The following is a 26,561-nucleotide window of genomic DNA, read 5'->3' as shown; positions in this document are numbered from 1 at the left end:
CTGGCGACCCATCGGCGCCTGACCGCGCTGCTCGCCCATGAGCAGGCCCCGCTGGCGCTGGCCCAGCGCTGCAGCGCCGTGGCGGTGCCGACGCCGCTGTTCAGCGCCATGCTCAACTACCGCCACAGCAGCGCCGAAGATGTGGCCGAGGTGATCGACCTGGCGCCGGGCGTGCAGGTGCTGGGCGCCCGCGAACGCACCAACTACCCATTGACCGTCAACATCGACGATCTGGGCGAGGACCTGCGCATCACCGCGCTGGCCGACGAAGCCCTGGGCGCCGAGCGTATCGCCGGCTACCTGCACACGGCGCTGGAGAGCCTGGCCGATGCCTTGCAGGAGCGCCCGCAGGCGCCGCTGCACAGCCTGAACATCCTGCCGGCCGCCGAGCGCGAATACCTGCTGCATGGCGTCAACGCGCCGTTGCGCATGTTCCCCGACACGCCGCTGATCCACCAGCAGTTCGAAGCCCACGCACAGGGCCGGCCCCAGGCCGTGGCGCTGCTGTTCGAAGGCAAGACCTACAGCTACGGCGGGCTCAACCGCCAGGCCAACCGGGTGGCCCACCGCCTGCTGGCCATGGGCATCCGCCCGGATGACCGGGTGGCGATCTGCGTCGAACGCGGTCCGCAGATGATCGTCGGCCTGCTGGCGGTGCTCAAGGCCGGCGCCGGTTATGTCCCCATCGATCCCGCCTATCCGCTGGAGCGGATCGCCTTCACCCTCAAAGACAGCGCGCCTGTGGCGGTGCTGATGCAGGCCGGCACACGGGACCGGCTGGGGGCAACCACGGCGCCGTCGGTCGACCTCGACGACCACGACCTGCAGGCCGAACCGGACTTCGACCCGCAGGTCCCGGAGCTGACGCCGGCGCACCTGGCCTACGTGATCTACACCTCCGGCTCCACCGGCCAGCCCAAAGGGGTGATGGTCGAGCACCGCAACGTGGCCCGGCTGTTTTCGGCGACGCACGACTGGTTCCAGTTCAACCCGAAGGACGTCTGGGCGCTGTTCCATTCCTTTGCCTTCGACTTTTCGGTCTGGGAGATCTGGGGCGCGCTGGCGTTCGGCGGGCAGTTGCTGGTGGTGCCGCAGCGCATCAGCCGTTCGCCGGACGAGTGCTACGCGCTGCTGTGCCGCGCCGGCGTCACGGTGCTCAACCAGACGCCCAGCGCGTTCCGCCAGCTGATCGCAGCCCAGGGCCGCAGCCCGTTGCAGCATTCCCTGCGCGAGGTGATCTTCGGCGGTGAGGCGCTGGAGCCCGGTTCGCTCAAGCCCTGGTACGCGCGGGTCGGCAACGCCGGCACCCGGCTGGTGAACATGTACGGCATCACCGAGACCACGGTGCACGTGACCTATCGGCCGCTGGAGGCGGCGGACGCCCAATCGGTCGGCGCCAGCCCCATCGGCGTGCGCATCCCCGACCTGCAACTGTATGTGCTCGACGCCCGCGGCGAACCGTTGCCGGTGGGTGTGGCCGGTGAACTGTACGTCGGCGGCGCTGGGGTGGCCCGCGGCTACCTGAACCGAGAGACCCTCACGGCCGAACGCTTCATCGCCGACCCGTTCAGCCACCGCGCCGAGGCCCGCCTGTACAAGACCGGCGACCTGGCGCGCCGGGCGGCGGACGGCAGCCTCGAATACCTGGGGCGCAACGACGATCAGGTGAAGATCCGCGGTTTCCGCATCGAGCTGGGTGAGATCGAAGCGCGCCTGGCCGAGTGCGACGGGGTGCGCGAAGCGGTGGTGATCGCCCGCGAGGACAGCCCCGGCGAGCCACGCCTGGTGGCGTACTGGCTGGCCGACGAGGGCTTTGAGCCGAGCGCGGCGCACCTGCGCGACCGCCTGCTGCTGTCGCTGGCCGACTACATGGTGCCGAGCGCGTTCGTGCGGCTCGACGCCTTCCCGCTGACCGCCAACGGCAAACTGGACCGCAAGGCGTTGCCGCAGCCTGACGGCGAGGCCTTCGCCCGTCGTGGCTTCGAAGCGCCGGTCGGCGAAACGGAGACCCGCATCGCCGCGATCTGGCAGGCGGTGCTGGGGCTGGACTCGGTCGGCCGGCATGACAACTTCTTCGAACTGGGCGGCCATTCATTGCTGGCGGTCAAGCTGATCGAACGCATGCGCCAGCAGGAACTGCACTGCGACGTGCGCGTGCTGTTCGGCCAGCCGAGCGTGGCTGCGCTGGCGGCGACCCTGGGCGCGGCGCAGACGGTCAGCGTGCCGGCCAACCGCATCGAGCCTGGCTGCACCCGCATCACCCCGGACCTGCTGCCGCTGGCCACGCTGGACCAGGCGGCCATCGACCGCATCGTCGAGACCGTGCCCGGCGGCGTCGCCAACGTGCAGGACATCTATGCCCTGGCCCCGCTGCAGGCCGGGATTCTCTACCACCACCTGGCCACCGCCGACGGCGATCCGTACGTGCTCCAGGCGCAGTTCGCCTTCGATACGCTGACGCAGGTCAAGGCGTTCGTGCGGGCCTTGAACAGCGTCATCGCCCGTCACGACATCCTGCGCACCAGCGTGGTCGGCGAAGGCCTTGAGGAGCCGGTGCAAGTGGTCTGGCGCGAGGCGCCGCTGGCGCTGGAACGGGTCGATGTCGATCCGCTGGACGGCGATGTCCTGCGCCAGATGCAGGCACGCTTCGATCCGCGCCGCTATCGCCTGGATCTCGAGCGCGCGCCGCTGATGCGGTTCGCCTACACCCAGGATCCGCAACGCAACCGCTGGGTCGGCATCCTGTTGCTGCATCACATCGTGCTCGACCACACCGCCCTGGAGGTGCTGGTGACGGAGATGGGCGATGCCCTCAACGACCGCGCCGCTCAAGGGCCGGCGGCGGTGCAGTACCGCAACTACGTGGCGCAGGCGCGGCTCGGCGCGGCGGCCGAGGCCCACGAGGCGTTCTTTCGCGAGATGCTCGGCGACATCGAGGAGCCGACCGTGGCGTTCGGTCTGCACGACGTGCACGGCGACGGCAGCACCGTCATCGAAAGCGAGATGGCCCTGGACGACAGCCTCGTCGAACGCCTGCGCGAGCAGGCCCGACGGCTCGGCATCAGCCTGGCGAGCCTGGTGCACCAAGGCTGGGGCCAGGTGCTGGCGCAGATGTCCGGCCGCGACGACGTAGTGTTCGGCACCGTGCTGCTCGGGCGGATGCAGGGCGGCGAGGGCGCCGACCGGGCGCTGGGCATGTTCATCAACACGTTGCCGCTGCGGGTCGGCGCCGGATCGGCGCCGGTGGAAGAGGGCGTGCGTGCCACCCATCAACGGCTGGCGCAACTGCTCGGCCATGAACAGGCGTCACTGGCCCAGGCCCTGCGTTGCAGCGGCGTGCCGGGCGCGTTGCCGCTGTTCAGCACCTTGCTCAACTACCGCCACAGCGCGCCGCAGGCGCCGGCGCTGGACTGGGACGGCATCCACGTCCTCAGCTCCCGCGAGCGCAGCAACTACCCGCTGGCGGTCAACGTCGACGACTTCGGCCAAGGGCTGCGCCTGACGGTGCAGGCCGTGCCGGACGTGGACGGGGCGCGGGTCTGCCACCTGCTGCAGACGGCCCTGCTGGGGCTGGCCGACGCACTGGAGCACGACCCGGCCAAGCCGCTGCATCAGGTGTCGGGGCTGTCGCCGGGCGAGCGCCAGCGGCTGCTGATCGGCTTCAACCTGACCGGCCGCGAATACCCGTGCAAGCAGACCGTCCACCGCCTGTTCGAAGCCCAGGCCGCGCTGCGTCAGGATGCGCTGGCGGCGGTGCAGGGCGAGGCGCAGTTGAGCTACCGCGAACTCAACCAGCGCGCCAACCGGCTCGCCCACTACCTGATCGAACTGGGCGTGCAGCCGGGCCACAGCGTGGCGACGCTGCTGCCCCGGTCGCTGGACCTGTTGGTGGCGCAACTGGCGATCGGCAAATGCGCGGCGGTGTACGTGCCGCTGGACATCAACGCCCCGGCCGAGCGCCAGGCGTTCATGGCGCAGGACAGCCGGGCGGTCATGCTGCTGACCCGCACCGACGAGGCCGCCGAATATGCCCCGTGGCGCCTCGACCTCGACACCCTGGCGCTGGACCATCACCCGGTGCACAACCCGGAGCTGCGCCAGTCGTCCGAATCGGTGGCGTACATCATGTACACCTCCGGCTCCACCGGCACCCCCAAAGGCGTGCTGGTGCCGCACCGCGCCGTCGCGCGGCTGGTGATCAACAACGGCTATGCCGACTTCAATGCCGAAGACCGGGTGGCGTTCGCCTCCAACCCGGCATTCGACGCCAGCACCATGGACGTCTGGGGTGCGCTGCTCAACGGCGGCCAGGTGGTGGTGATCGACCACCGCACCTTGCTCGATCCGCAGGCGTTCGGCCGGGCGCTGACGGCGTCCGGGGTGACGGTGCTGTTCGTCACCACCGCGCTGTTCAACCAGTACGTGCAACTGATCCCGCAGGCGCTCAAAGGCTTGCGCATCCTGCTGTGCGGCGGCGAGCGCGGCGATCCGGCGGTGTTCCGCCGTCTGCGGGCCGAGGCGCCGGACCTGCGCATCGTGCATTGCTACGGACCGACCGAAACCACCACTTACGCGACCACCTTCGAGGTGCGCGACGTGGCGGCGGACGCCGAGAGCGTGTCCATCGGCGGGCCGATCTCCAACACCCAGGTGTACGTGCTCGACGCCCGGCAGCAGCCGGTGCCGTGCGGCGCGACCGGTGAGCTGTACATCGGTGGGGACGGCGTGGCGCTGGGTTACCTGAACCGGCCGGACCTGACCGCCGAGAAATTCCTCAAGGATCCGTTCAGCGACCGGCCCGGTGCCTTGCTCTACCGCACCGGCGACCTTGCACGCTGGATGGCGCCGGGCCAACTGGAGTGCCTGGGGCGCAACGACGATCAGGTGAAGCTGCGCGGTTTCCGCATCGAACTCGGCGAGATCGAGACCCGCCTCGTCGCCTGCGCCGGCGTCAGCGAAGCCGTGGTGCTGGTGCGTGAGGCCGAACCGGGAGACAAGCGCCTGGTGGCGTGGTTCATCGCGGGCAACAACGCTTCGGCGCCGACCGCCGCCGAACTGCACGCGGCCCTGCAAGGCCAACTGCCGGACTACATGATCCCGTCCGCCTTCGTGCGGGTGGACGCCTGGCCGCTGACCGCCAACGGCAAGCTGGACCGCAAGGCCTTGCCGGCGCCGGACCGGGAGGCGCTGATCAGCCGTGGTTTCGAAGCCCCGCAGGGCGAGGTCGAAACCGCCCTGGCGCAGATCTGGGCGAGTTTGCTCAAGGTCGAGCGCGTCGGTCGGCACGACCATTTCTTTGAGCTGGGCGGCCACTCGCTGCTGGCGGTCAGCCTGATCGAACGCATGCGCCGAATCGGCCTGAGTACCGACGTGCGCGCCCTGTTCAGCCAGCCGACCCTGGCGGCGCTGGCCGCTGCGGTGGGCAGCGGGCGCGAGATCGACGTGCCGGCCAACCGCATTCCCGAGGGCTGCACGCACATCACCCCGGACATGCTCACCCTGACCGAGCTGGATCAGGCCGCCATCGACCGCATCGTCGCCACGGTGCCGTTCGGTGCCGCCAACGTGCAGGACATCTACCCGCTGGCGCCGCTGCAAGAGGGCATCCTTTATCACCACCTCAGCGCCGAAGAGGGCGACCCGTACCTGCTGCAGTCGCGCATGGCCTTCGACAGCGTCGAGCGCCTGCATGCCTTCGCCGCGACGTTGCAGAAGGTCATCGCCCGCCACGACATCCTGCGCACCAGCGTGGTCTGGGAAGGCTTGCCGAGCCCGCAGCAAGTGGTCTGGCGCCATGCCGACCTGGCGTTGCAGCACGTGGCGCTGGCGCCTGCGGACGGCGACATCCTCGAACAGCTGCACCAACGCTTCGACGCCCGCCATCACCGCTTCGACCTGAGCCGCGCACCGCTGCTGCGCATGGTCTACGCCGCGGATCCGGCGCAGCGGCGGGTGGTGGCGATCGTGCTGTTCCATCACTTGATCCTCGACCACACCGCCATGGAGGTGGTGGGCCAGGAAATGCGCGCGTTCATGTTCGACCGCACCGACACGCTGGCCGCGCCGACGCCGTACCGCAACTATGTGGCCCAGGCCCGGTTGGGCGCGGGCCAGCAGGAACATGAGGCGTTCTTCCGCGACATGCTCGGCGACATCGACGAGCCGACGCTGCCTTTCGGTTTGCACGATGTGCAAGGTGACGGACGCGACATCGAGGACGCCCAGCAACCGCTGGACGACGGCCTGAGCCTTCGCCTGCGCGGCCAGGCGCGGCAACTGGGCGTGAGCGCCGCGAGCCTGATGCACCTGGCCTGGGCGCAGGTTGTGGGCGTGCTGGCCAACCGGCGCGACGTGGTGTTCGGCACCGTGCTGATGGGCCGGATGCAGGGCGGCGAGGGCGCCGACCGGACGCTGGGGGTGTTCATCAACACCTTGCCGTTGCGGGTCGACGTCGGCCAAGGCGTGCGCGACGGGGTCAGGGCCGTGCATGGCCGGCTCACCGCGCTGCTGGGCCATGAGCATGCCTCGCTGGCGTTGGCCCAGCGTTGCAGCGGCGTGCCGGGCTCGTCGCCGCTGTTCAGCGCGCTGCTCAACTACCGCTACAGCGCGGCCGAACACCAGGCCCGCGACGGCGAAGGGATCTGGGAGGGCGTGCAGCTGCTGGGCGGCGAAGAGCGCAGCAACTACCCGCTGACCCTCAGCGTCGATGACCAGGGCGAAGGGTTCGCCCTGACGGTGCTGGCGGCGGGCGGGATCGGCGCGCAGCGCATCTGCGCCTACATGCACACGGCGCTGGAGCGCTTGGTCGACGCGCTGGAGCAGTCGCCGGAGGTGGCGCTGAACTGTCTGCCGATCCTCTCGACCGAAGAGCAGGCTCAATTGCTGGAAGGCTTCAACCCGCCGGTGACGGCCTATCCCCGGGGCGCGACGATCCATGCCCTGGTGGAGGCCCAGGCCGAGCGCGACCCGCAGGCGCCTGCGGTCATCCAAGGCGCGGAACAACTGACTTACGCTCAGCTCAACCGCCGCGCCAACCGCCTGGCCCATCATTTGCTCGGTCTCGGCGTGCGGCCGGACGATCGCATCGCGATCTGCGTGAACCGCGGCCCGGACATGCTGGTGGGGCTGCTGGCGATCCTCAAGGCCGGCGCCGGCTATGTGCCGGTGGATCCGGCGTACCCGGCCGAGCGCATCGCTTACCTGTTGCAGGACAGCGCCCCGGTGGCGGTGCTCGCGCAGGCTGCGACCCTGCACCTGACCGGCCCACTGCCGGCGGTGAACCTGGACGCCGGCGACTGGCAGGCGCAGCCGGACAGCAACCCGCAACTGCCGACCCTGACCCCGGCGCACCTGGCCTACGTGATCTACACCTCCGGCTCCACCGGCCAGCCCAAGGGCGTGATGGTCGAGCACGCGACCCTGGAGAACCTCGTGCACTGGCACGCCGAAGCCTTCGACCTGCACGCCGGCAGCCACACCGCCAGCGTCGCCGGGTTCGGCTTCGACGCCATGGCCTGGGAAGTCTGGCCGGCGCTGTGCATGGGCGCGACCCTGCACCTGCCGCCGGCCGCGATCGGCAATGAGCACCTGGACGAACTGCTCGACTGGTGGCGGGCGCAGCCGTTGCAGGTGAGCTTCTTGCCGACGCCGGTGGCCGAGTACGCGTTCAGCCGCGAACTGCAGCACCCGACCTTGCGCACCTTGCTGATCGGCGGCGACCGCCTGCGCCAGTTCAACCGCGGACAGACCTTCGCGGTGGTCAACAACTACGGCCCGACCGAGGCCACGGTGGTCGCCACCTCCGGGCCGGTGGAGGCGGGCGGCGCGCTGCACATCGGCAAGCCGATGGCCAACGCCCGGGTCTACCTGCTGGACGAGCAGCAGCGTCCGGTGCCGGTCGGCGTGACCGGCGAGCTGTACGTGGCCGGCGCCGGGGTAGCGCGGGGTTACCTGAACCGGGCGCCGCTGACGGCCGAACGGTTCCTCGACGACCCGTTCAGCGATGAGCCCCAGGCGCGCATGTACCGCACCGGCGACCTGGCGCGCTGGCGGCCCGACGGCAACATCGAGTACCTGGGCCGCAACGACGATCAGGTGAAGCTGCGCGGCGTGCGGGTCGAGCTGGGGGAAATCGAAGCGGCGCTGACCCGCCATCCGGCGGTGCAGGAGGCCGTGGCGCTGGTGCGCGACGGGCAACTGCTGGCGTGGTTCACCGCCCAGGCAGCGGTCGGCATCGACGAACTGCGCAGCCATCTGCACAGCCTGTTGCCGCAGGCGCTGGTGCCGGCGGCCTATGTGCGGCTCGACGCCTTGCCGCTGACCGCCAACGGCAAGCTGGACCGCAAGGCCTTGCCCGAGCCGGGGCCGGACGCCTGGCTGAGCCGTGGCTACGAAGCGCCGCAGGGCCCGGTCGAGACCGCGCTGGCGCAGATCTGGGCGGACGTGCTGAAGGTGGAGCAGGTCGGCCGCCACGACCATTTCTTCGAACTGGGCGGGCATTCGCTGCTGGCGGTGAGCCTGATCGAGCGCATGCGCCAGATCGGCCTGAGCACCGACGTGCGCGTGCTGTTCAGCCAGCCGACCTTGGCGGCGCTGGCCGCGGCGGTGGGCAGCGGGCGCGAAGTGGCCGTGCCGCCCAACCGTATCCCGGACGGCTGCACCCGCATCACCCCGGACCTGCTGACCCTGATCGAGCTGGATCAAGACAGCATCGACCGGGTGATCGCCACGGTGCCCGGCGGTGCGGCCAACGTGCAGGACATCTACCCGCTGGCGCCGTTGCAGGAGGGGATTCTCTATCACCACCTCAGCGCCGTGGAGGGCGACCCGTACCTGCTGCAATCGCAGATGGCGTTCGACAGCCCGGTGCGGCTGGCGACCTTCGCCGCAGCGCTCGATCAAGTCATCGCACGGCACGACATCCTGCGTACCGGCGTGGTCTGGCAGGGGTTGGCGACGCCGGTGCAGGTGGTCTGGCGCCATGCCGCGCTGTCGCTCGAAGAGGTGACGGCGGATCCGGCGCAGGGCGACGTGGCCGGGCAGTTGCAGGCGCGGTTCGATGCGCGGCAGGTGCGCCTGGACATCAGCCAGGCGCCGATCATCCGGCTGGTGCATGCGCAGGATCCGGCCAATGGCCGGGTCGCCGCGATGCTGCTGTTCCATCACCTGACCATGGATCACACGGCGCTGGACGTGGTAGGCCATGAAATGCAGGCCATCATGCGGGGCGAAGACCGCGTGCCTGTGGCCTCGGTGCCTTACCGCAACTACGTGGCCCAGACCCGTCTGGGCGTCAGCGAGCAGGAGCACGAAGCGTTCTTTTGCGACATGCTCGGCGACATCGACGAACCTACGTTGCCGTTCGGCTTGCAGGATGTGCGCGGTGACGGCAACCGCATCGAAGAAGCCAGCCGGGCGCTGCCTGAAGCGCTGGCCCTGCGCCTGCGCAGCCAGGCGCGGCTCGCCGGGGTGAGCGCCGCCAGCCTGTTCCATCTGGCTTGGGCGCGGGTGCTGGGGGCAGCGTCCGGCCAGGAGCGGGTGGTGTTCGGCACCGTGCTGCTGGGCCGGATGCAGGGCGGCAGCGGCGCCGACCGGGCAATGGGCATGTTCATCAACACCTTGCCGCTGCGGGTGGACCTGGGCGAGACCGGCGTGCGGGCCGGGGTCAAGGCGACCCATGACCGGCTCACGGCCCTGCTGGGGCATGAGCACGCTTCGCTGGCGCTGGCCCAGCGTTGCAGCGGGGTGGCCGCGACGTTGCCGCTGTTCAGCGCAATGCTCAACTATCGCCATGGCGAAAGCGAAGCGCGACAACAGGCCATCCGCGAGGCCTGGCAGGGCATCGAGGTCCTGGCCAGCGAGGAACGCACCAACTATCCGTTGAGCCTGAGTGTCGACGATCTGGGCAGCGGGTTCACGCTCACGGCGATGACACCGGCCCGCATCGGCGCCGCGAAGGTGTGCGGCTACATGCAGCAGGCGCTGACGGCGCTGGTCGACGCCTTGGAGCAGTCACCGCAGCAACCGTTGAACCGGTTGGCGGTGCTGCCGGACGAGGAGCGCCGCCAGGTGCTGTCCGGCCTCAACGCCGCCGAGATCGGCCACGACCTGGAGCGGACCGTCCACGCGCTGTTCGAGGCCCGGGCGCAACGTTCGCCGCTGGCCGTGGCGGTGCAGTGCGGCGGGCAGCGCCTGAGCTACGCCGAGCTGGACGGGCAGGCCAACCGCCTGGCCCATCACCTGCAAAACCTGGGCGTCGGGCCGGACTCGCGTGTGGCGATCTGCGTCGAGCGCGGGCCGGACATGGTGGTCGGCCTGCTGGCGATCCTCAAGGCCGGCGGTGCCTACGTGCCGCTGGATCCGGGCTACCCGGCGGACCGCTTGGCCTACATGCTCAAGGACAGCGCAGCGGTGGCCGTGCTGATGCACGGCGCCACCCGCGCCTTGCTGGAGGGCACCGGGGTGGCGCAGGTCGACCTCGACCGCTGCACCTGGCAGGCCAACCCGGACACGGCCCCGCCGGCGCCGGGCCTGAGCCCGTCGAACCTGGCCTACGTGATCTACACCTCCGGCACCACCGGGCGGCCGAAGGGCGTGATGGTCGAGCACCGCAGCCTGGTCAACCTGGTGCACTGGAGCGCCCGGCACTGCCCGCAGGCGGTGGATGGCGCCCTGTTGCAGAAGACGCCGTACAGTTTCGACGCGTCGGTGTGGGAGCTTTTCTGGCCGCTGACCGCCGGTCTGCGGTTGGTGCTGGCCGGCCCGGACGACCACCGCGACCCGGCCGAGCTCGTGCGTTTGGTCATCGAGCAGCGCATCAGCGTGATCCAGTTCGTGCCGGTGCTGCTGCAGCAGTTCATCGAACTTGAGCAGGCCGGCCAGTGCACCTGCCTCACCGATGTGTTCTGCGGCGGCGGCGAGCTGAGCGCCGCGCTGGCGCGCAAGGTGCGCGAGCGTCTGCCGCAGGTGCGTTTGCACAACGTCTACGGCCCGACCGAAACCACGGTGGATGCGACGGTGTGGACGCTGGACCCGTCCGCTCCCGCTCCGCAGCACGCGCCGCCCATCGGCCGTGCCGTGGACAACACCCTGCTGTACGTCCTGGACTCCGGGCAACAACCGGTGCCGCAAGGGGTGCCGGGCGAGCTGTGCATCGGCGGGGTGCAGGTGGCCCGGGGGTACATGAACCGACCGGAGCTGACCGGCGAGCGTTTCCTCAAGGATCCGTTCAGCGCCCGGCCGGGCGCCCGGATGTACCGCACCGGCGACATCGTCCGGTACGGGGCCGACGGCCAGCTTGAGTACCTGGGGCGCAACGACGACCAAGTGAAACTGCGCGGGCTGCGTATCGAACCGGGCGAGATCCAGGCGTGCCTGGAGCAGGTCGACGGCGTGCGCGAGGCAGCGGTGCTGATCCGCGAAGAGGCGTCCGGAGACAAGCGGCTGGTGGCCTACTGCACCGGCGAGCGGCAAGACGCCGCGAGCCTGCGCAGCCATCTGCTGGCCCGCTTGCCGGACTACATGGTGCCGACCGCGTTCGTGCACCTGGAGGCGTTGCCGCTGAGCCCCAACGGCAAGCTTGACCGCCGGGCACTGCCGGCGCCGGATGAGACCTCGGTCATCACCCGCGAATACGAAGCCCCGCAGGGGGAGACGGAAATCATCCTCGCGCGGCTGTGGGCCGAACTGCTCAAGGTGGAGCGGATCGGCCGGCACGACCATTTCTTTGAATTGGGCGGGCACTCGCTGCTGGCGGTCAGTCTGATCGGCCGGTTGCGACAAGAAGGCATGGAAGCCGACGTCAGGGCGCTGTTCGAACACCCGACCCTGGCCGGTTACGCGGCAATTACGGAAAGAATGGAGATCGTTCTGTGAACCTGATCGAACTGTTGGCGACACTCAAAGCGAAAGACATCCAATTGGCGGTCACGGACGACCAACTGCGGGTGCAAGGCAACAAGCAGGCCCTGAGCGATCCGGCGGTGCTGGCGCTGCTGCGCGAGCACAAGGCCGCGCTGATCGAGCTGATCAAGGCCGGCGGGTATGCCGCCGCCAAACACGGCCAGGTGGAGGTGCCGGCCAACGGCATCGTCCCCGGCACCACCCGCATCACCCCGGCGATGGTCACCCTGGCGGAGCTGAGCCAGGACACCCTCGACCACCTCGTCGCCGACGTACCGGGCGGCGCCGAAAACGTGCAGGACATCTACCCGCTGGCGCCGCTGCAGGAGGGCATTTTGTTTCACCACGTCAGCGGCGGCGAAGGCGATCCCTACGTGATGCAGGCGCAGTTCGCGTTCACCGACATGCAGCGTTTCCAGGCGTTCGCCCAGGCCTTGCAGACCGTGATCAACCGCCACGACATCCTGCGCACGGCCGTGGTCTGGGAAGGTTTGGACGCGCCGCTGCAAGTGGTCTGGCGCCGGGCGCACCTGCCGCTGGAAGAATTCGTGCCGCAGGACGGCGAAGCCGATGCGCTGGCGCAATTGAATGAACATTTTGACCCACGGCATTTCCGCCTGGACGTCAGCCGGGCGCCGATGGTGCGTCTGGCGTATGCCCAAGACACCGCCGGGCAACGCATCATCGCCACGCTGCTGTTCCACCACATGGCGATGGACCACTCGGCGCTGGAGGTGGTGAGCCACGAGATGCGCGAGTGCCTGTCGGGGCAGGGCGCACGGCTGGGGCGGCCGGTGCCGTTCCGCAACTACGTGGCCCAGGCGCGGCTGGGCATCAGCGAAGCGGAACATGAGGCGTTCTTTCGCGACATGCTCGGCGACATCGACGAACCGACGCTGCCGTTCGGCTTGCAGGACGTGCAGGGTGACGGTCAAGGCATCGCCGAGCTGGGCATGCCGGTGGAGGCGGAGCTGGGGCAGCGCCTGCGCACGCAGGCGCGGCAACTCGGCGTGAGTGCGGCGAGCCTGTTCCACCTGGCCTGGGCACAGGTGCTGGCCACGCTCACCGGCAAGCCGTCGGTGGTGTTCGGCACGGTGCTGATGGGGCGCCTGCAAGGCGCCGAAGCCATTGACCGGGCCCTGGGCATCTTCATCAACACGCTGCCGGTGCGGCTGGACATCGACGGGCAGGGCGTACGCGCCGCCGTCCAGGCGACCCACGCGCGCCTCACCACCCTGATGCGCCACGAACATGCGCCGCTGGCGCTGGCCCAGCGGTGCAGCCAGGTGGCCGCGCCGACGCCGTTGTTCAGCGCGTTGTTCAACTACCGCCACAGCCATGGCGCGGCAGCTGCGCACGCTCAGGCGCAGACGGCCTGGGAAGGCATCACCAACCTGCATGCCGAGGAACGCAGCAACTATCCGCTGACGCTCAGCGTCGACGATTTCGGCGACGCCTTCCGCCTGATGCTGCTGGCCTCCACGCAACTTGATCCGCAGCGGGTCTGCGGTTACATGCATAGCGCCGTGGAAGGCCTTGTCCAGGCGCTGGAGCAGACGCCGGATCTGCCCGTCCATGAACTGTCGGTGTTGCCAACGGCCGAGCGTGAGCAAGTGCTGTTCGGCTTCAACGCCACCGCCGCCGACTACCCGCAAGGCCTCACCACCCAGCAACGCTTCGAGGCCCAGGCCGCGCAACGGCCCGACGCCGTGGCCGCCGCATTCCTCGGCGAACAGCTGACCTACGCCGGCCTCAACCGTCGGGCCAACGCCCTGGCCCGGCACCTGACCGGGCTGGGCGTGCGCCCCGACGACCGCGTGGCCATCGTCGCCCGCCGTGGCCTCGACACCTTGGTCGGCCTGGTGGCGATCCTCAAGGCCGGCGCCGGCTACGTGCCGGTGGATCCGGCGCACCCGGCCGAGCGCCTGGAGTACCTGCTCGGCGACAGCGCCCCGGTGGCCGTGCTGACCCAGAGCGGTTTGCGTGGACGCCTGCCGGCGCTGGAGGTGCCGGTGCTCGACCTCGATCTGGCGCAATGGCCAAGCCATGACGCCGGCAACCCGCAGATCCCAGGCCTCACCCCCGGGCACCTGGCCTACGTGATCTACACCTCCGGCTCCACCGGCCTGCCGAAAGGCGTGATGGTCGAGCACCAGACCCTGGGCAACCTGATCGACTGGCACTGCGCGGCGTTCGACCTGTGCGCCGGCCGTCACACTTCGAGCCTGGCCGGCTTCGGCTTCGACGCCATGGCCTGGGAGGTCTGGCCGGCGCTGTGCGCGGGCGCGACCCTGCACCTGGCGCCGGTCCACGACGGCACCGAGGACATCGACGCGCTGCTCGGCTGGTGGCGCGGGCAGCCGCTGGACGTCAGCTTCCTGCCGACCCCGGTGGCCGAGTACGCCTTCGGCCAGAACCTGGAACACCCGACCCTGCGCACGCTGCTGATCGGCGGCGACCGCCTGCGCCAGTTCGGCCGCAGCCAGACCTTCGACGTCATCAACAACTACGGCCCGACCGAGGCCACGGTGGTCGCGACTTCGGGCCTGATCGAGGCGGGGCAGACGTTGCACATCGGCCGCCCGGTGGCCAACGCCACGGTGTACCTGCTCGACGAACAGCAGCGTCCGGTGCCGATCGGCGTGGCCGGCGAGCTGTACGTCGGCGGCGCCGGCGTCGCCCGGGGCTACCTCAACCGTCCGGAACTGACCGAAGAACGCTTCCTGCAAGACCCGTTCAACCCCGGCCGCATGTACCGCACCGGCGACCTGGCGCGCTGGCGCGAGGACGGCTCCATCGAGTACCTGGGCCGCAACGACGACCAGGTGAAGATCCGCGGCGTGCGCATCGAGTTGGGCGAGATCGAGAACCGCCTCAACCACCTGCCGGGCATCCAGGAAGCGGTGCTGCTGGCCCGGGAGGATGAACCCGGCCAAGTGCGCCTGGTGGCGTACTTCACCGCCCAGGCACAAGTCGAGCCGCTGGAGGTGGGCGAACTGCGCACGCACCTGCTGAGCCAACTGCCGGAATACATGGTGCCTTCCGCGTTCGTCCGTCTGGAGGCCTTGCCGCTGACCGCCAACGGCAAGCTCGACCGCAAGGCCTTGCCGAAACCCGAGCGCAGCGCGCTGTTCACCCGCGAGTACGAGGTGCCGCAGGGCGAGCTGGAGAACGCATTGGCGCAGGTCTGGGCCGAGGTGCTGCAAGTGGAAAGGGTGGGGCGCCACGACCACTTCTTCGAACTGGGCGGGCATTCGCTGCTGGCGATGCGCATGGTGTCCCAGGTGCGTCAGCGGCTGGGCGTGGATTTGGCACTGAGCGACCTGTTCGCCAACGCCGAACTGGCCGCCGTGGCCGAGGTGCTGTCCCGCGCGGGCCGCAGCACGCTGCCGGACATCGTGCCGGCGCCTCGCGACCAGGCGCTGCCGCTGTCGTTCGCCCAGCAGCGGCTGTGGTTCCTGGCGCAGATGGAAGGTGGCAACACCGCCTACAACGTTCCGTTTGCCCTGCGCCTGCGCGGGCGTTTCGACGAAGACGCGCTGCAGCGCTCATTGGCGCGGATCGTCGCCCGCCACGAGACCTTGCGCAGCCGCTTCGCGGCCGTCAACGACGGGCCTCAAGTGCTGATCATGCCGGACGACAGCGGCCTGTTGCTGCAGGTCGAGGACCTGCGGCACGTCGAGCGGCCTGAACACGTTCTGCAGGTGCGGATCGAGAGAGAGGCGCGCGAGCCGTTCAGCCTGCAGGACGATCCGCTGATCCGCGGACGGTTGCTGCGCATGGCGGACGACCATCATGTGCTGCTGTTGACGATGCACCACATCATCTCCGACGGCTGGTCCATGGGGGTACTGACCCGCGAGCTGACGGCGCTGTACCAGGCCTTCAGTCATGGCGAGCCCGATCCGTTGCCGCCGCTGGCCTTGCAGTACACCGATTACGCCGTGTGGCAGCGCCGCTGGCTCAGCGGCGAAGTGCTGCAACGCCAGAGCGACTACTGGCAGCAGGCATTGGCCGGTGCGCCGACGCTGCTTTCGCTGCCCACCGACCGTCCGCGGCCGGCCCGTCAGGCATATGCCGGCGGCAGCGTCGAGGTGATTCTCGACGCGCCCCTGAGCGCCGGGCTCAAGGCCCTGAGCCAACGCCACGGCGTGACCCTGTACATGGTGATGATGAGCGCCTGGGCGATGCTGCTCGGTCGCCTGTCCGGCCAAACGGACGTGGTGATCGGCTCGCCGGTGGCCAACCGCAGCCGGGCCGAGATCGAAGGCCTGATCGGCATGTTCGTCAACACCCTGGCGCTGCGCATCGACACCTCGGGCGAGCTGAGCACCGAGGCGCTGCTGGCCCAGGTCAAGGCCCGCACGCTGGAAGCCCAGGCCCATCAGGACCTGCCGTTCGAGCAGGTGGTGGATATCGTCAAGCCGGAGCGCAGCCTGGCCCACAGCCCGCTGTTCCAGACCCTGCTCGGTTGGGACAGCAGCGTGGCGCCGGCCCTGGCGTTGGGCGAGTTGACGCTGGAAGGGCTGGCCGGTCAGAACCCGGTCGCCAAGTTCGACCTGTCGCTGACCCTGGGCGAGGCCCGGGGCGTGATCGGCGGTTCGCTCGAATACGCCACGGCGCTGTTCGACGAGGCGACCGTGCAGCGCTTTGTCGGCTACTTCCGGCAACTGCTGCGGGCCATGGTCGGCAACGATCAGGCGATCCTTGAGCGGGTGGAGATCCTGTCTGAGGACGAACGACGGATCCTGCTGCTCGACTTCAATGCCACCACGTCGTCGGTCGCGGCGGACGGGACCGTTCATGGCCGGTTCGAGGCCCAGGCATTGCGCACACCGCTTGCGGTGGCCGTGCAGAGCGGCGATCAAGCGCTGAACTACACCGAGCTGAACCACCAGGCCAACCGACTGGCCCGTCACCTGCGCGGTTTGGGCGTGGGCCCGGATGCGCGGGTGGCGATCTGCGTCGAGCGCAGCCCCGAGCTGCTGGTCGGCCTGCTGGCCATCCTCAAGGCCGGCGGCGCCTACGTGCCGCTGGATCCGGCGTACCCGGCGGAGCGTCTGGCCTACATGCTGGCGGACAGCGCGCCGGTGGCGGTGCTGGTGCACGGCGCGACCCGCAGTGTGCTCGGCGAATCCGCCGCCCAGGTGGTTGATCTGGACAAGGCCGTCTGGGCATCGCAACCGGACGACAACCTGTCGGCCGAAGGCCTGACCCCGCAACACCTGGCCTACGTGATCTACACCTCCGGCACCACCGGCACGCCGAAAGGCGTGATGGTCGAGCACCGCAGCCTGAACAACCTGCTGCACTGGAGCGCGCAGCTGTGTCCGCAGGGCGAAGGCCATGCGCTGTTGCAGAAGACCCCGTTCAGTTTCGACGCCTCGGTCTGGGAGCTGTTCTGGCCGCTGACCGCCGGGATGCGCCTGGTGCTCGCCAGCCCCGAGGGACACCGCGATCCGGCGTACCTGGTGCAGGTGATCCGTGAGCGACAGGTCGGCGTGGTGCAGTTCGTGCCGGCGCTGCTGCAGCAGTTCCTCGACGTGGAGCAGGTCGGCCAGTGCGCCAGCCTCACCGACATCGTCTGCGGGGGCGGCGAGCTGACCGAAGCGCTGGTGCGCAGCGTGCGCGAGCGCTTGCCGCAGGTGCGGCTGCACAACGTCTACGGCCCGACCGAGGCCACGGTGGACAGCACGGTGTGGACGCTGGAGCCCGGCGCCGCGCTGCCGGAAGGCGCGCCGCCGATCGGCAAACCGGTCAGCAGCACCCGCGTGTACCTTCTCGATGGCCACGGCCGACCGGTGCCGCGCGGTGCGGTCGGCGAGCTGTGCATCGGCGGCGTGCAAGTCGCTCGGGGCTACTTCAACCGTGCGGACCTGACGGCGGAACGTTTCCTCAAGGATCCGTTCAGTGAGCAGGCCGACGCACGGATCTACCGCTCCGGCGACCTGGCCCGTCACCGGGCCGACGGCAACATCGAGTACCTGGGGCGCAACGACGACCAAGTGAAGATCCGCGGCCTGCGCATCGAGCTAGGCGAAATCCAGGCTTGCCTGCTGCAAGCCGAAGGCGTGCGCGAGGCGTTGGTGCTGGCCCGCGAAGACGCGCCGGGCGACGTGCGGCTGATCGCGTACTACACCGTCGGCGAACACGCGCCTGCCATCGAGAGCCTGCATGCGCATCTGCACGCCCGCCTGCCGGCCTACATGGTGCCGTCGGCGTGGGTGCGGCTCGACGCCTGGCCGCTGAGCCCCAACGGCAAGGTCGACCGCAGCGCGTTGCCGGCGCCGGATCAGGCTTCGGTGATCGTGCGCGAGTACGAAGCCCCGGTCGGCGAGACGGAAATCACCCTCGCGCGGTTGTGGTGCGAACTGCTCAACGTCGAGCGGGTGGGGCGCCACGACCACTTCTTCGAACTGGGCGGCCACTCGCTGCTGGCGGTCAACCTGGCGGCGCGCATGCGCCGTGCCGGGCTGGCGGTGGACGTGCATGCGCTGTTCAGCCAGCCGACCCTCGCCGCACTGGCCGCCGCCGTGAGCAGCGCGCCGGAGGTCGAGGTGCCGGCCAACCGCATCACGCCGGACTGCCGGCGGATCACCCCTGAGCTGCTGCCGCTGGTTGCGCTCGATCAGGCCGCCATCGACCGCATCATCGCCAGCATTCCGGGCGGTGCGGCCAACGTGCAGGACATCTACCCGTTGGCGCCGCTGCAGGCCGGGATCCTGTTCCATCACCTGTCGGCCACCCAGGGCGATCCGTACGTGCTGCAGGCGCAGTTCGCGTTTGCCGACGAACAACGCCTGAATACGTTCGTCGAGACGTTGCAACGGGTGATCGAGCGTCACGACATCCTGCGCACGTCGCTGTTCCACGAAGGGCTGGACGAGCCGGTGCAAGTGGTCTGGCGCCGGGCACCGTTGGTGTGCGAAGCGCTGGACATCGGCGGCGGTGACGCACTGGCGCAGCTGCGCGCGCGCTTCGATGTCGGGCACTACCGCATGGCCGTCGATCAGGCGCCGCTGATGCGGGTGGTGCATGCCTGGGACGCGGACAACCGGCGCGTGGTGGCGTTGCTGCTGTTCCATCACCTGGTGATGGACCACGTGGCGCTGCAAGTGCTGCAGCACGAGATGAACGCCGTGCTGCTCGACCGGGTGGAGCAACTGCCGGCACCGGTGCCGTACCGCAACCACGTGGCCCAGACCCGTCTGGGGTTGGGCGAGCAGGAGCACTTGGCGTTCTTCAGCGAGATGCTCGGCGATGTCGACGAGCCGACCGTGCCGTTCGGCCAGGGCACGGCAGACGACCTCTGCACCGGCCATTCGCAACAGTCGCTGGATCGCGGCCTCAGCCTCCGGGTCAGAACCCAGGCCAGGCAACTGGGCGTCAGCGCCGCGAGCCTGATGCACCTGGCGTGGGCCCAGGTGCTGGGGCAACTGTCGGGCCGCGACGACGTGGTGTTCGGCACGGTCCTGCTGGGGCGGCTGAACGGCGGCGAAGGCGTCGAGCGGGCGCTGGGGGTGTTCATCAACACGCTGCCGCTGCGGGTCGAGATGACCGGGCAGACGGTGAAGGACGGGGTATTGGCCGTCCATGAGCGGCTCAATCGCCTGTTGCGCCACGAACAAGCGTCATTGGCGCTGGCGCAGCGGTGCAGCGGCATCGCTTCCGGCGCGCCGCTGTTCAATGCGTTGCTCAATTACCGCCACAGCGGTGCGGCGGCCGCGCCGTCCGCCGAGACCGGTGCCGCGTGGGAGGGCATGCAACTGCTCAATGCCGAGGAGCACAGCAGCTACCGCCTGAGCCTGAGCGTCGATGACCTGGGCGAGGACTTCAGCCTCACGGCCCTGACGGCCGCCGGGATCGAAGCCGAGCGGATCTGCCGGTACATGCTCCAGGCGGTGGGCAACCTGGTGCAGGCGCTGGAACAGACGCCGCAACTGCAGCTCGACCGGCTCTCGATCCTGCCGGACACCGAGCGCACGCGCTTGCTGTCGGAATTCAACGCCACGTTCCGCAAATACCCGGCGGCCCTGACCGTGCACCGTCTGTTCGAGTGGCAGGCCGAGGAACACCCGCACGCCGTGGCGGCGGTGCATGGCGCGGCCTCGGTGACCTACGCCGAGCTGAACCGATGGGCCAACCGTCTGGCCCATCACCTGATCGAGCACGGCGTGGAGCCGGGCGACAACGTGGCGATCCTGCTGCCGCGTTCGCTCGACCTGCTGGCGGCGCAACTGGCGATCAGCAAATGCGCGGCGGCCTACGTGCCGCTGGACATCAACGCCCCGGCCGAGCGCCAGGCGTTCATGGTGCAGGACTGCGAAGCGATGCTGCTGTTGACCTTCAGCGGCGAAGAGGCCGACCACCCGGTGCTCCGCATCGACCTGGACACCCTGGCGCTGGACGGGCAACCGACGCACGACCCGAACCTGCCGCAGTCGTCCGAATCCCTGGCGTACATCATGTACACCTCCGGCTCCACTGGCGCGCCGAAAGGCGTGATGGTGCCGCACCGGGCCATCGGCCGGTTGGCGATCAACAACGGCTACGCCGACTTCAACCCGCAGGACCGGGTGGCGTTCGCCTCCAACCCGGCGTTCGACGCCAGCACCATGGACGTCTGGGGCCCGCTGCTCAACGGCGGCCGGGTGGTGGTGATCGACCACCGCACGCTGCTCGATCCGGCGCTGTTCGGCCGTGAGCTGGCCGAAAGCGGGGTGACGGTGCTGTTCGTCACCACCGCGCTGTTCAACCAGTACGTGCAGCTGATTCCGCAGGCGCTCAAAGGCCTGCGCATCCTGCTGTGCGGCGGCGAGCGCGGCGACCCGGCGGCGTTCCGCCGTCTGCGGGCCGAGGCGCCGGACCTGCGCATCGTGCATTGCTACGGCCCCACCGAAACCACCACCTACGCCACGACCTTCGAGGTGCAGGAGGTGGCGACCGACGCCGAGAGCGTGTCCATCGGCGGCCCGATCTCCAACACCCAGGTGTACGTCCTCGATGCGCGGCAGCAGCCGGTGCCTTTCGGCGTGACCGGCGAGCTGTACATCGGCGGGCAGGGCGTGGCGATGGGTTACCTGAACCGCCCCGACCTGACGGCCGAGAAGTTCCTCAAGGATCCGTTCTGCGACCACCCGGGCGCCTTGCTCTACCGCACCGGCGACCTGGCGCGCTGGATCGCGCCGGGTCAACTGGAGTGCCTGGGGCGCAACGACGATCAAGTGAAGGTGCGCGGCTTCCGCATTGAATTGGGGGAAATCGAAAACCGCCTGCTCGGTTGCGCCGGGCTCAAGGAAGCGGTGGTGCTGGCCCGTCGTGACGGCCAGGAGCCGCTGCGCCTGGTGGCGTACTACTCGGCCGATGACGCGTCCGTGGACAGCGCCGGCCTGCGCGCGCAGTTGCAGGCGCGGCTGCCGGACTACATGGTGCCGTCGGCCTGGGTGCGGCTCGACGCCTTGCCGCTGAACAACAACGGCAAGGTCGACCGCAAGGCCTTGCCGGCCCCCGAACAGGACGCGCTGCTGACCTGCGCCTACGAGGCGCCGGCCACGGCGCTGGAGCAGACCCTGGCGCAGGTGTGGGCCGAGGTGCTGCAAGTGGAGCGGGTGGGGCGTCACGACCACTTCTTCGAACTGGGCGGGCATTCGCTGCTGGCGATGCGCATGGTGTCCCAGGTGCGCCAGCGGCTGGGCGTGGAACTGGCGTTGAGCGACCTGTTCGCCAACGCAGAGCTGGCGGCCGTGGCCGAGGTGCTGTCCCGTTCGGGCCGCAGCACGCTGCCGGACATCGTGCCGGCGCCGCGCGACCAGGCGCTGCCGCTGTCGTTCGCCCAGCAGCGGCTGTGGTTCCTGGCGCAGATGGAAGGTGGCAACACCGCCTACAACGTTCCGTTTGCCCTGCGCCTGCGCGGGCGTTTCGACGAAGACGCGCTGCAGCGCTCATTGGCGCGGATCGTCGCCCGCCACGAGACCTTGCGCAGCCGCTTCGCGGCCGTCAACGACGGGCCTCAAGTGCTGATCATGCCGGACGACAGCGGCCTGTTGCTGCAGGTCGAGGACCTGCGGCACGTCGAGCGGCCTGAACACGTTCTGCAGGTGCGGATCGAGAGAGAGGCGCGCGAGCCGTTCAGCCTGCAGGACGATCCGCTGATCCGCGGACGGTTGCTGCGCATGGCGGACGACCATCATGTGCTGCTGTTGACGATGCACCACATCATCTCCGACGGCTGGTCCATGGGGGTACTGACCCGCGAGCTGACGGCGCTGTATCAGGCCTTCAGCCGCGGCGAGGCCGACCCGTTGCCGCCGTTGGCGCTGCAATACAGCGACTACGCGGTGTGGCAACGGCGCTGGCTCAGCGGCGAGGTGCTGCAGCGCCAGAGCGACTACTGGCAGCAAGCCCTGGCCGGTGCGCCGACCCTGCTGACCCTGCCCACCGACCGGCCGCGCCCGGCCCGTCAGGACCATGCCGGCGGCAGTGTGGAGGTCTGGTTCGACGCCGGCTTGAGCGCCGGGCTCAAGGCACTGTGCCAGCGCCACGGCGTGACCCCGTACATGGTGATGATGGGCACCTGGGCGGTGCTGATGACCCGGCTCTCGGGCCAGTCCGAGGTGGTGGTGGGCTCACCGGTGGCCAACCGCATCCGGGCCGAGATCGAAGGCTTGATCGGCATGTTCGTCAACACCCTGGCGCTGCGCATCGACACCTCCGGGGGCCTGAGCGGCGCTGCGCTGCTGGCGCGGGTCAAGGCGTGCACGCTGGAGGCCCAGGCCCACCAGGATTTGCCGTTCGAGCAAGTGGTGGAGGTCACCCGGCCGGTGCGCAGCCTGTCGCACAGCCCGCTGTTCCAGACCTTGCTGGGCTGGGACAGCAGCATGGCGCCGGCCTTGGCGTTGGGCGAGCTGACCCTCGAAGGCATTGCCGAGCCGAGCCGCTTCGTGAAGTTCGACCTGTCGATGCGGCTGGGCGAGACGCCGGACGGCGTCCGCGGTGCGTTGACCTACGCCACGGCGCTGTTCGACGAAGCGACGGTGCAACGCTTTGTCGGCTACTTCAAGCGTCTGTTGCAGGCCATGGTCGAGGATGACCAGGCCGTGCTGGATCGGGTGGACCTGTTGGGGCCGCAGGAACGGCAACGCGTACTCGGCGAGTTCAACGCCACCGAAACCGCTTATGACCTGGAGCAAACCGTGCATGAGCTGTTCCAGGCGCAAGTGTCGCGCACGCCAGATGCGGTGGCAGTCGCGGCGGGGCCGCAGCGCCTGACCTACCGCGAGCTCAATGCCCAGGCCAACCGCCTCGCTCATCACCTGCGCAGCCAAGGCGTGCAGCCGGATGCGCGGGTGGCGATCTGCGTCGAGCGCGGGCTGGACCTGGTGGTGGGCTTGCTGGCCATCCTCAAGGCCGGCGGCGCCTATGTGCCGCTGGATCCGGGGTACCCGGCGGACCGGCTGGCCTACATGCTCAAGGACAGCGCGCCGGTGGCGGTGCTGGTGCACCCGGCCACTCGGCCGCTGTTCGACGGGGCCGACAGCCTGTTGATCGACTTCGACCGCTGCACTTGGCAGGATGCCCCGGCCCATGATGTTCCGGTGCCGGGCCTGAGTGCCGGCCACCTGGCCTACATGATCTACACCTCAGGCTCCACCGGTACGCCGAAGGGCGTCATGCTGCAACACCGAGGCCTGTGCAACCTGGTGCACTGGGGCTCGCAGATCTGCCCGCCGACGGCGTCCGCCGCGCTGCTGCAAAAGGCACCGTTCAGTTTCGACGGGTCGGTGTGGGAGTTCTTCTGGCCCCTCACCAGCGGCGTGCGGCTGGAGCTCGCGCGGCCCGACGGCCACCGGGATCCGGCCTATCTGGCGCGGGTGATCCGTGAGCGGCAGATCACCGTGGTCAAGTTCGTGCCGGCGTTGCTGGAGCAGTTCCTCGAACTGGAGGAGGCCGGCCAGTGCACCAGCCTCACCGACGTGTTCTGCGGCGGCGGGGAACTCACCGCCGCGCTGGCCCGTGCGGTGCGCCGGCGCCTGCCGTGGGTGCGCTTGCACAACGTCTACGGGCCGACCGAGGCGACGGTCGACAGCACGGCCTGGACGCTGGAGCCGGATCGGCCGGTGCCGGAGTCCGAGCTGCCGATCGGCAAGGCCATCTGCAACACCCGCCTGTATGTCCTCGATGCCAATGACTTGCCGGTGCCCTTGGGTGTCAGCGGTCAACTGCACATCGGCGGCGTGGGGGGCGCGCGGGGCTACATGAACCTGCCGCAGCTGCAGGCCGAGCGGTTCATCGACAGCCCGTTCGTGGCCGGCGACCGCCTGTACCGCACGGGGGACCTGGTGCGCTACCGCACCGACGGCAACCTGGAGTTCCTGGGGCGCAACGACTTCCAGGTCAAGCTGCACGGCCTGCGTCTGGAGTTGGGCGAAATCGAAGCGCGGCTGATCGAGCACCCCGCGCTGCGGACGGCAGTGGTGCTGATGCGCGACGAGCGGCTGGTGGCCTATTTCACCCTGCGCACCGGCAGCGAAATGCCGACCGCGGAGGCGCTGCGGGCGCACATCACGCAGCGGCTGCCGGAGTACATGGCACCGGGGGCCTTCGTGCCGCTGGACGCCTTGCCGCTGTCGCCCAACGGCAAGGTCGACCGCCAGGCCCTGCCGGCGCCGGATGCCGAAGTGCTGCGCGACCGTCCTTACGTCGCGCCGCAAGGCGAGACCGAACAGGCGGTAGCGCAGATCTGGGCCGAGCTGCTCGACATCGGCCGGGTCGGCCGCCACGACAGCTTCTTCGAACTGGGCGGGCATTCGCTGCTGGCGATCCGTTTGATCAATCAGATGAAACAAGCCGGCCTTGCGGTGACGCTGGCCGAGCTGTTCCAGTCCCCGACCGTGGAAGGGGTGTGCACGCGGCTTGCCGGGCGCCAGGAGGGCGAGCAACAGCCTGACGGCCTGATCGTGGTGCGTCCCGGCGACCAGGGCACGCCGCTGTTCCTGGTGCACGAGTTCAGCGGCCGGGAGATGTACTTCCCGGCGCTGGCCCTGCACATCGGCGGCGACTTCCCGGTCTACGGCCTGCCCGGCGTCACCCTCGGCCAACCGCAGCTGCGTACAGTGGAATGCATGGCGGCGAGGATGATCGGCATCATGCGTTCGGTTCAGCCCCATGGGCCGTACCGCTTGGCCGGTTGGTCGTTCGGCGGGCTGCTGTCGTACGAAATCGCCCAGCAACTGATCGGCATGGACGAGCCGGTGGCCTTCGTCGGCCTGATCGACACCTACGCGCCGCACCCCGCCCACCAGGACAAGTCGCGCTGGACCGGCGAACACCTGGACAGGCACCAGTTGCTGCAACACTGCCGTGCCTATTCCCTGGACCGTGGCGAGGAGGGCGAAGCGGCGCTCGCGCAAGTGGCGTTGCTGGAGGCCGAGATCGAACGGCTCGACTTCAATGAGCTGTTCGCGCGTTGCCGCGATCAGCAGTTGTCGGACCCTGAACTTTCGGCGGCCGGGGTCACCGACGCCTGGCACTACTTCGACCGTGAGGCGGCCCATGGGCAGGCGCTGGAGCACTACCGGGTGAGCCCGGCCAGCCAGGCCGTGCACCTGTTCCGGGCGCAGGACTTGATGCCCGGGCAGGAACAGCCCGACCCGCTGCGCGGTTGGGGCGGGCATGTGCCGCAAGACCTGCTGCGCTGCATCGACGTGCCCGGCGATCACCGCACTCTGATGAAACCGCCCCTTGTCCAGGCGATGGGGCATGCCCTCACTCAGGCGCTGGAGGCGGCGGCCGCGCCGGAACCGGCCAGCTACCAGCCGTTGCTCACCATCCAGAGCGGCCACCCCGGCCACGCGCCGATCTTCTGCGTGCCGGGGGCGGGGGACAACGTCATCGGTTTCGTCCACCTCACCGAGGCGCTGGGGCCGGAGTGGCCGATCTTCGGCTTGCAGCCCCGTGGCCTCGACGGCGTGACGGTGCCGCACAGCCGGGTCGAGGCGGCCGCCGCGTTCTATGTGCAGGCCCTCGGGCAGCTCTACCCACAGGGGCCGGTACACCTGATCGGCCACTCGTTCGGCGGCTGGGTGGCGTACGCCATGGCGGCGCTGTTGCAAGCCCAGGGCCGCGAGGTGGCGTCCCTGAGCCTGATCGACAGCGAGTCCCCCGGCGGCAACGGCGTGGCGGGCAAGCCGTACACCGCCACGGCGGCGTTGCAGCGGCTGGTCGAGTCGCTGCAGTTGGCCAGCGGCAAGTCCCTGGGCATCGACCCGCCGGCCTTCGCCGAGGCCGACGGGGACACTCAGATGCGCCTGTTGCATAGGGGCATGGTGCGCGCGGGAATTCTTTCCGAGCGTTCCTCGCCCCAGGCCATGGACGGCCCGGTGCGCACCTTCGCCACGGCGCTGCGCACGGTCTACCGACCGGCGCTGGCCTACACCGGGCCGCTGCGGCTGGCGCTGGTGGACGACCCGACCCTGGACGCGGCGGGCAACCAGCGCGAGCAGGCGGCGATGGTCGAGGGCTGGCGGCGGCAGGCCACGGACCTGGCGGTGTGGTACGGGCCGGGCAACCACTTCACGATCCTCAAGGCGCCCAACGTCTTCAGTCTCGCGGCGTGGTGGCATGACGGGCTGACCGTGCCGGCGGGGCAGGTGCTGTCCTGA

Annotated in this window: 2 protein-coding genes (1 of these 2 only partly in view); both read left to right on the top strand. The window is 69.5% G+C overall.

What is annotated here, in order from left to right; translation table 11 throughout:
• Window positions 1–11,874, top strand: partial view of a non-ribosomal peptide synthetase gene (locus CAG29_RS06580; RefSeq protein WP_085694019.1) — the 3' portion only. The gene continues 1,194 nt to the left of window position 1, outside the view; 11,874 of the gene's 13,068 nt are visible here — the last part of the coding sequence; its start codon lies beyond the left edge, outside the window; its stop codon occupies window positions 11,872–11,874.
• On the top strand, window positions 11,871–26,561 hold the full coding sequence (locus CAG29_RS06575; protein ID WP_085694017.1) for a non-ribosomal peptide synthetase: 14,691 nt from the start codon (window positions 11,871–11,873) through the stop codon (window positions 26,559–26,561). The genes CAG29_RS06580 and CAG29_RS06575 overlap by 4 nt, the downstream gene beginning before the upstream one ends.

Source organism: Pseudomonas sp. B7(2017) (genome assembly GCF_002112745.1).
Classification (GTDB): domain Bacteria; phylum Pseudomonadota; class Gammaproteobacteria; order Pseudomonadales; family Pseudomonadaceae; genus Aquipseudomonas; species Aquipseudomonas ekonensis.
The sequence above is the reverse complement of the archived record's forward strand: the minus strand, read 5'-3'. Positions and strand labels throughout refer to the sequence as shown.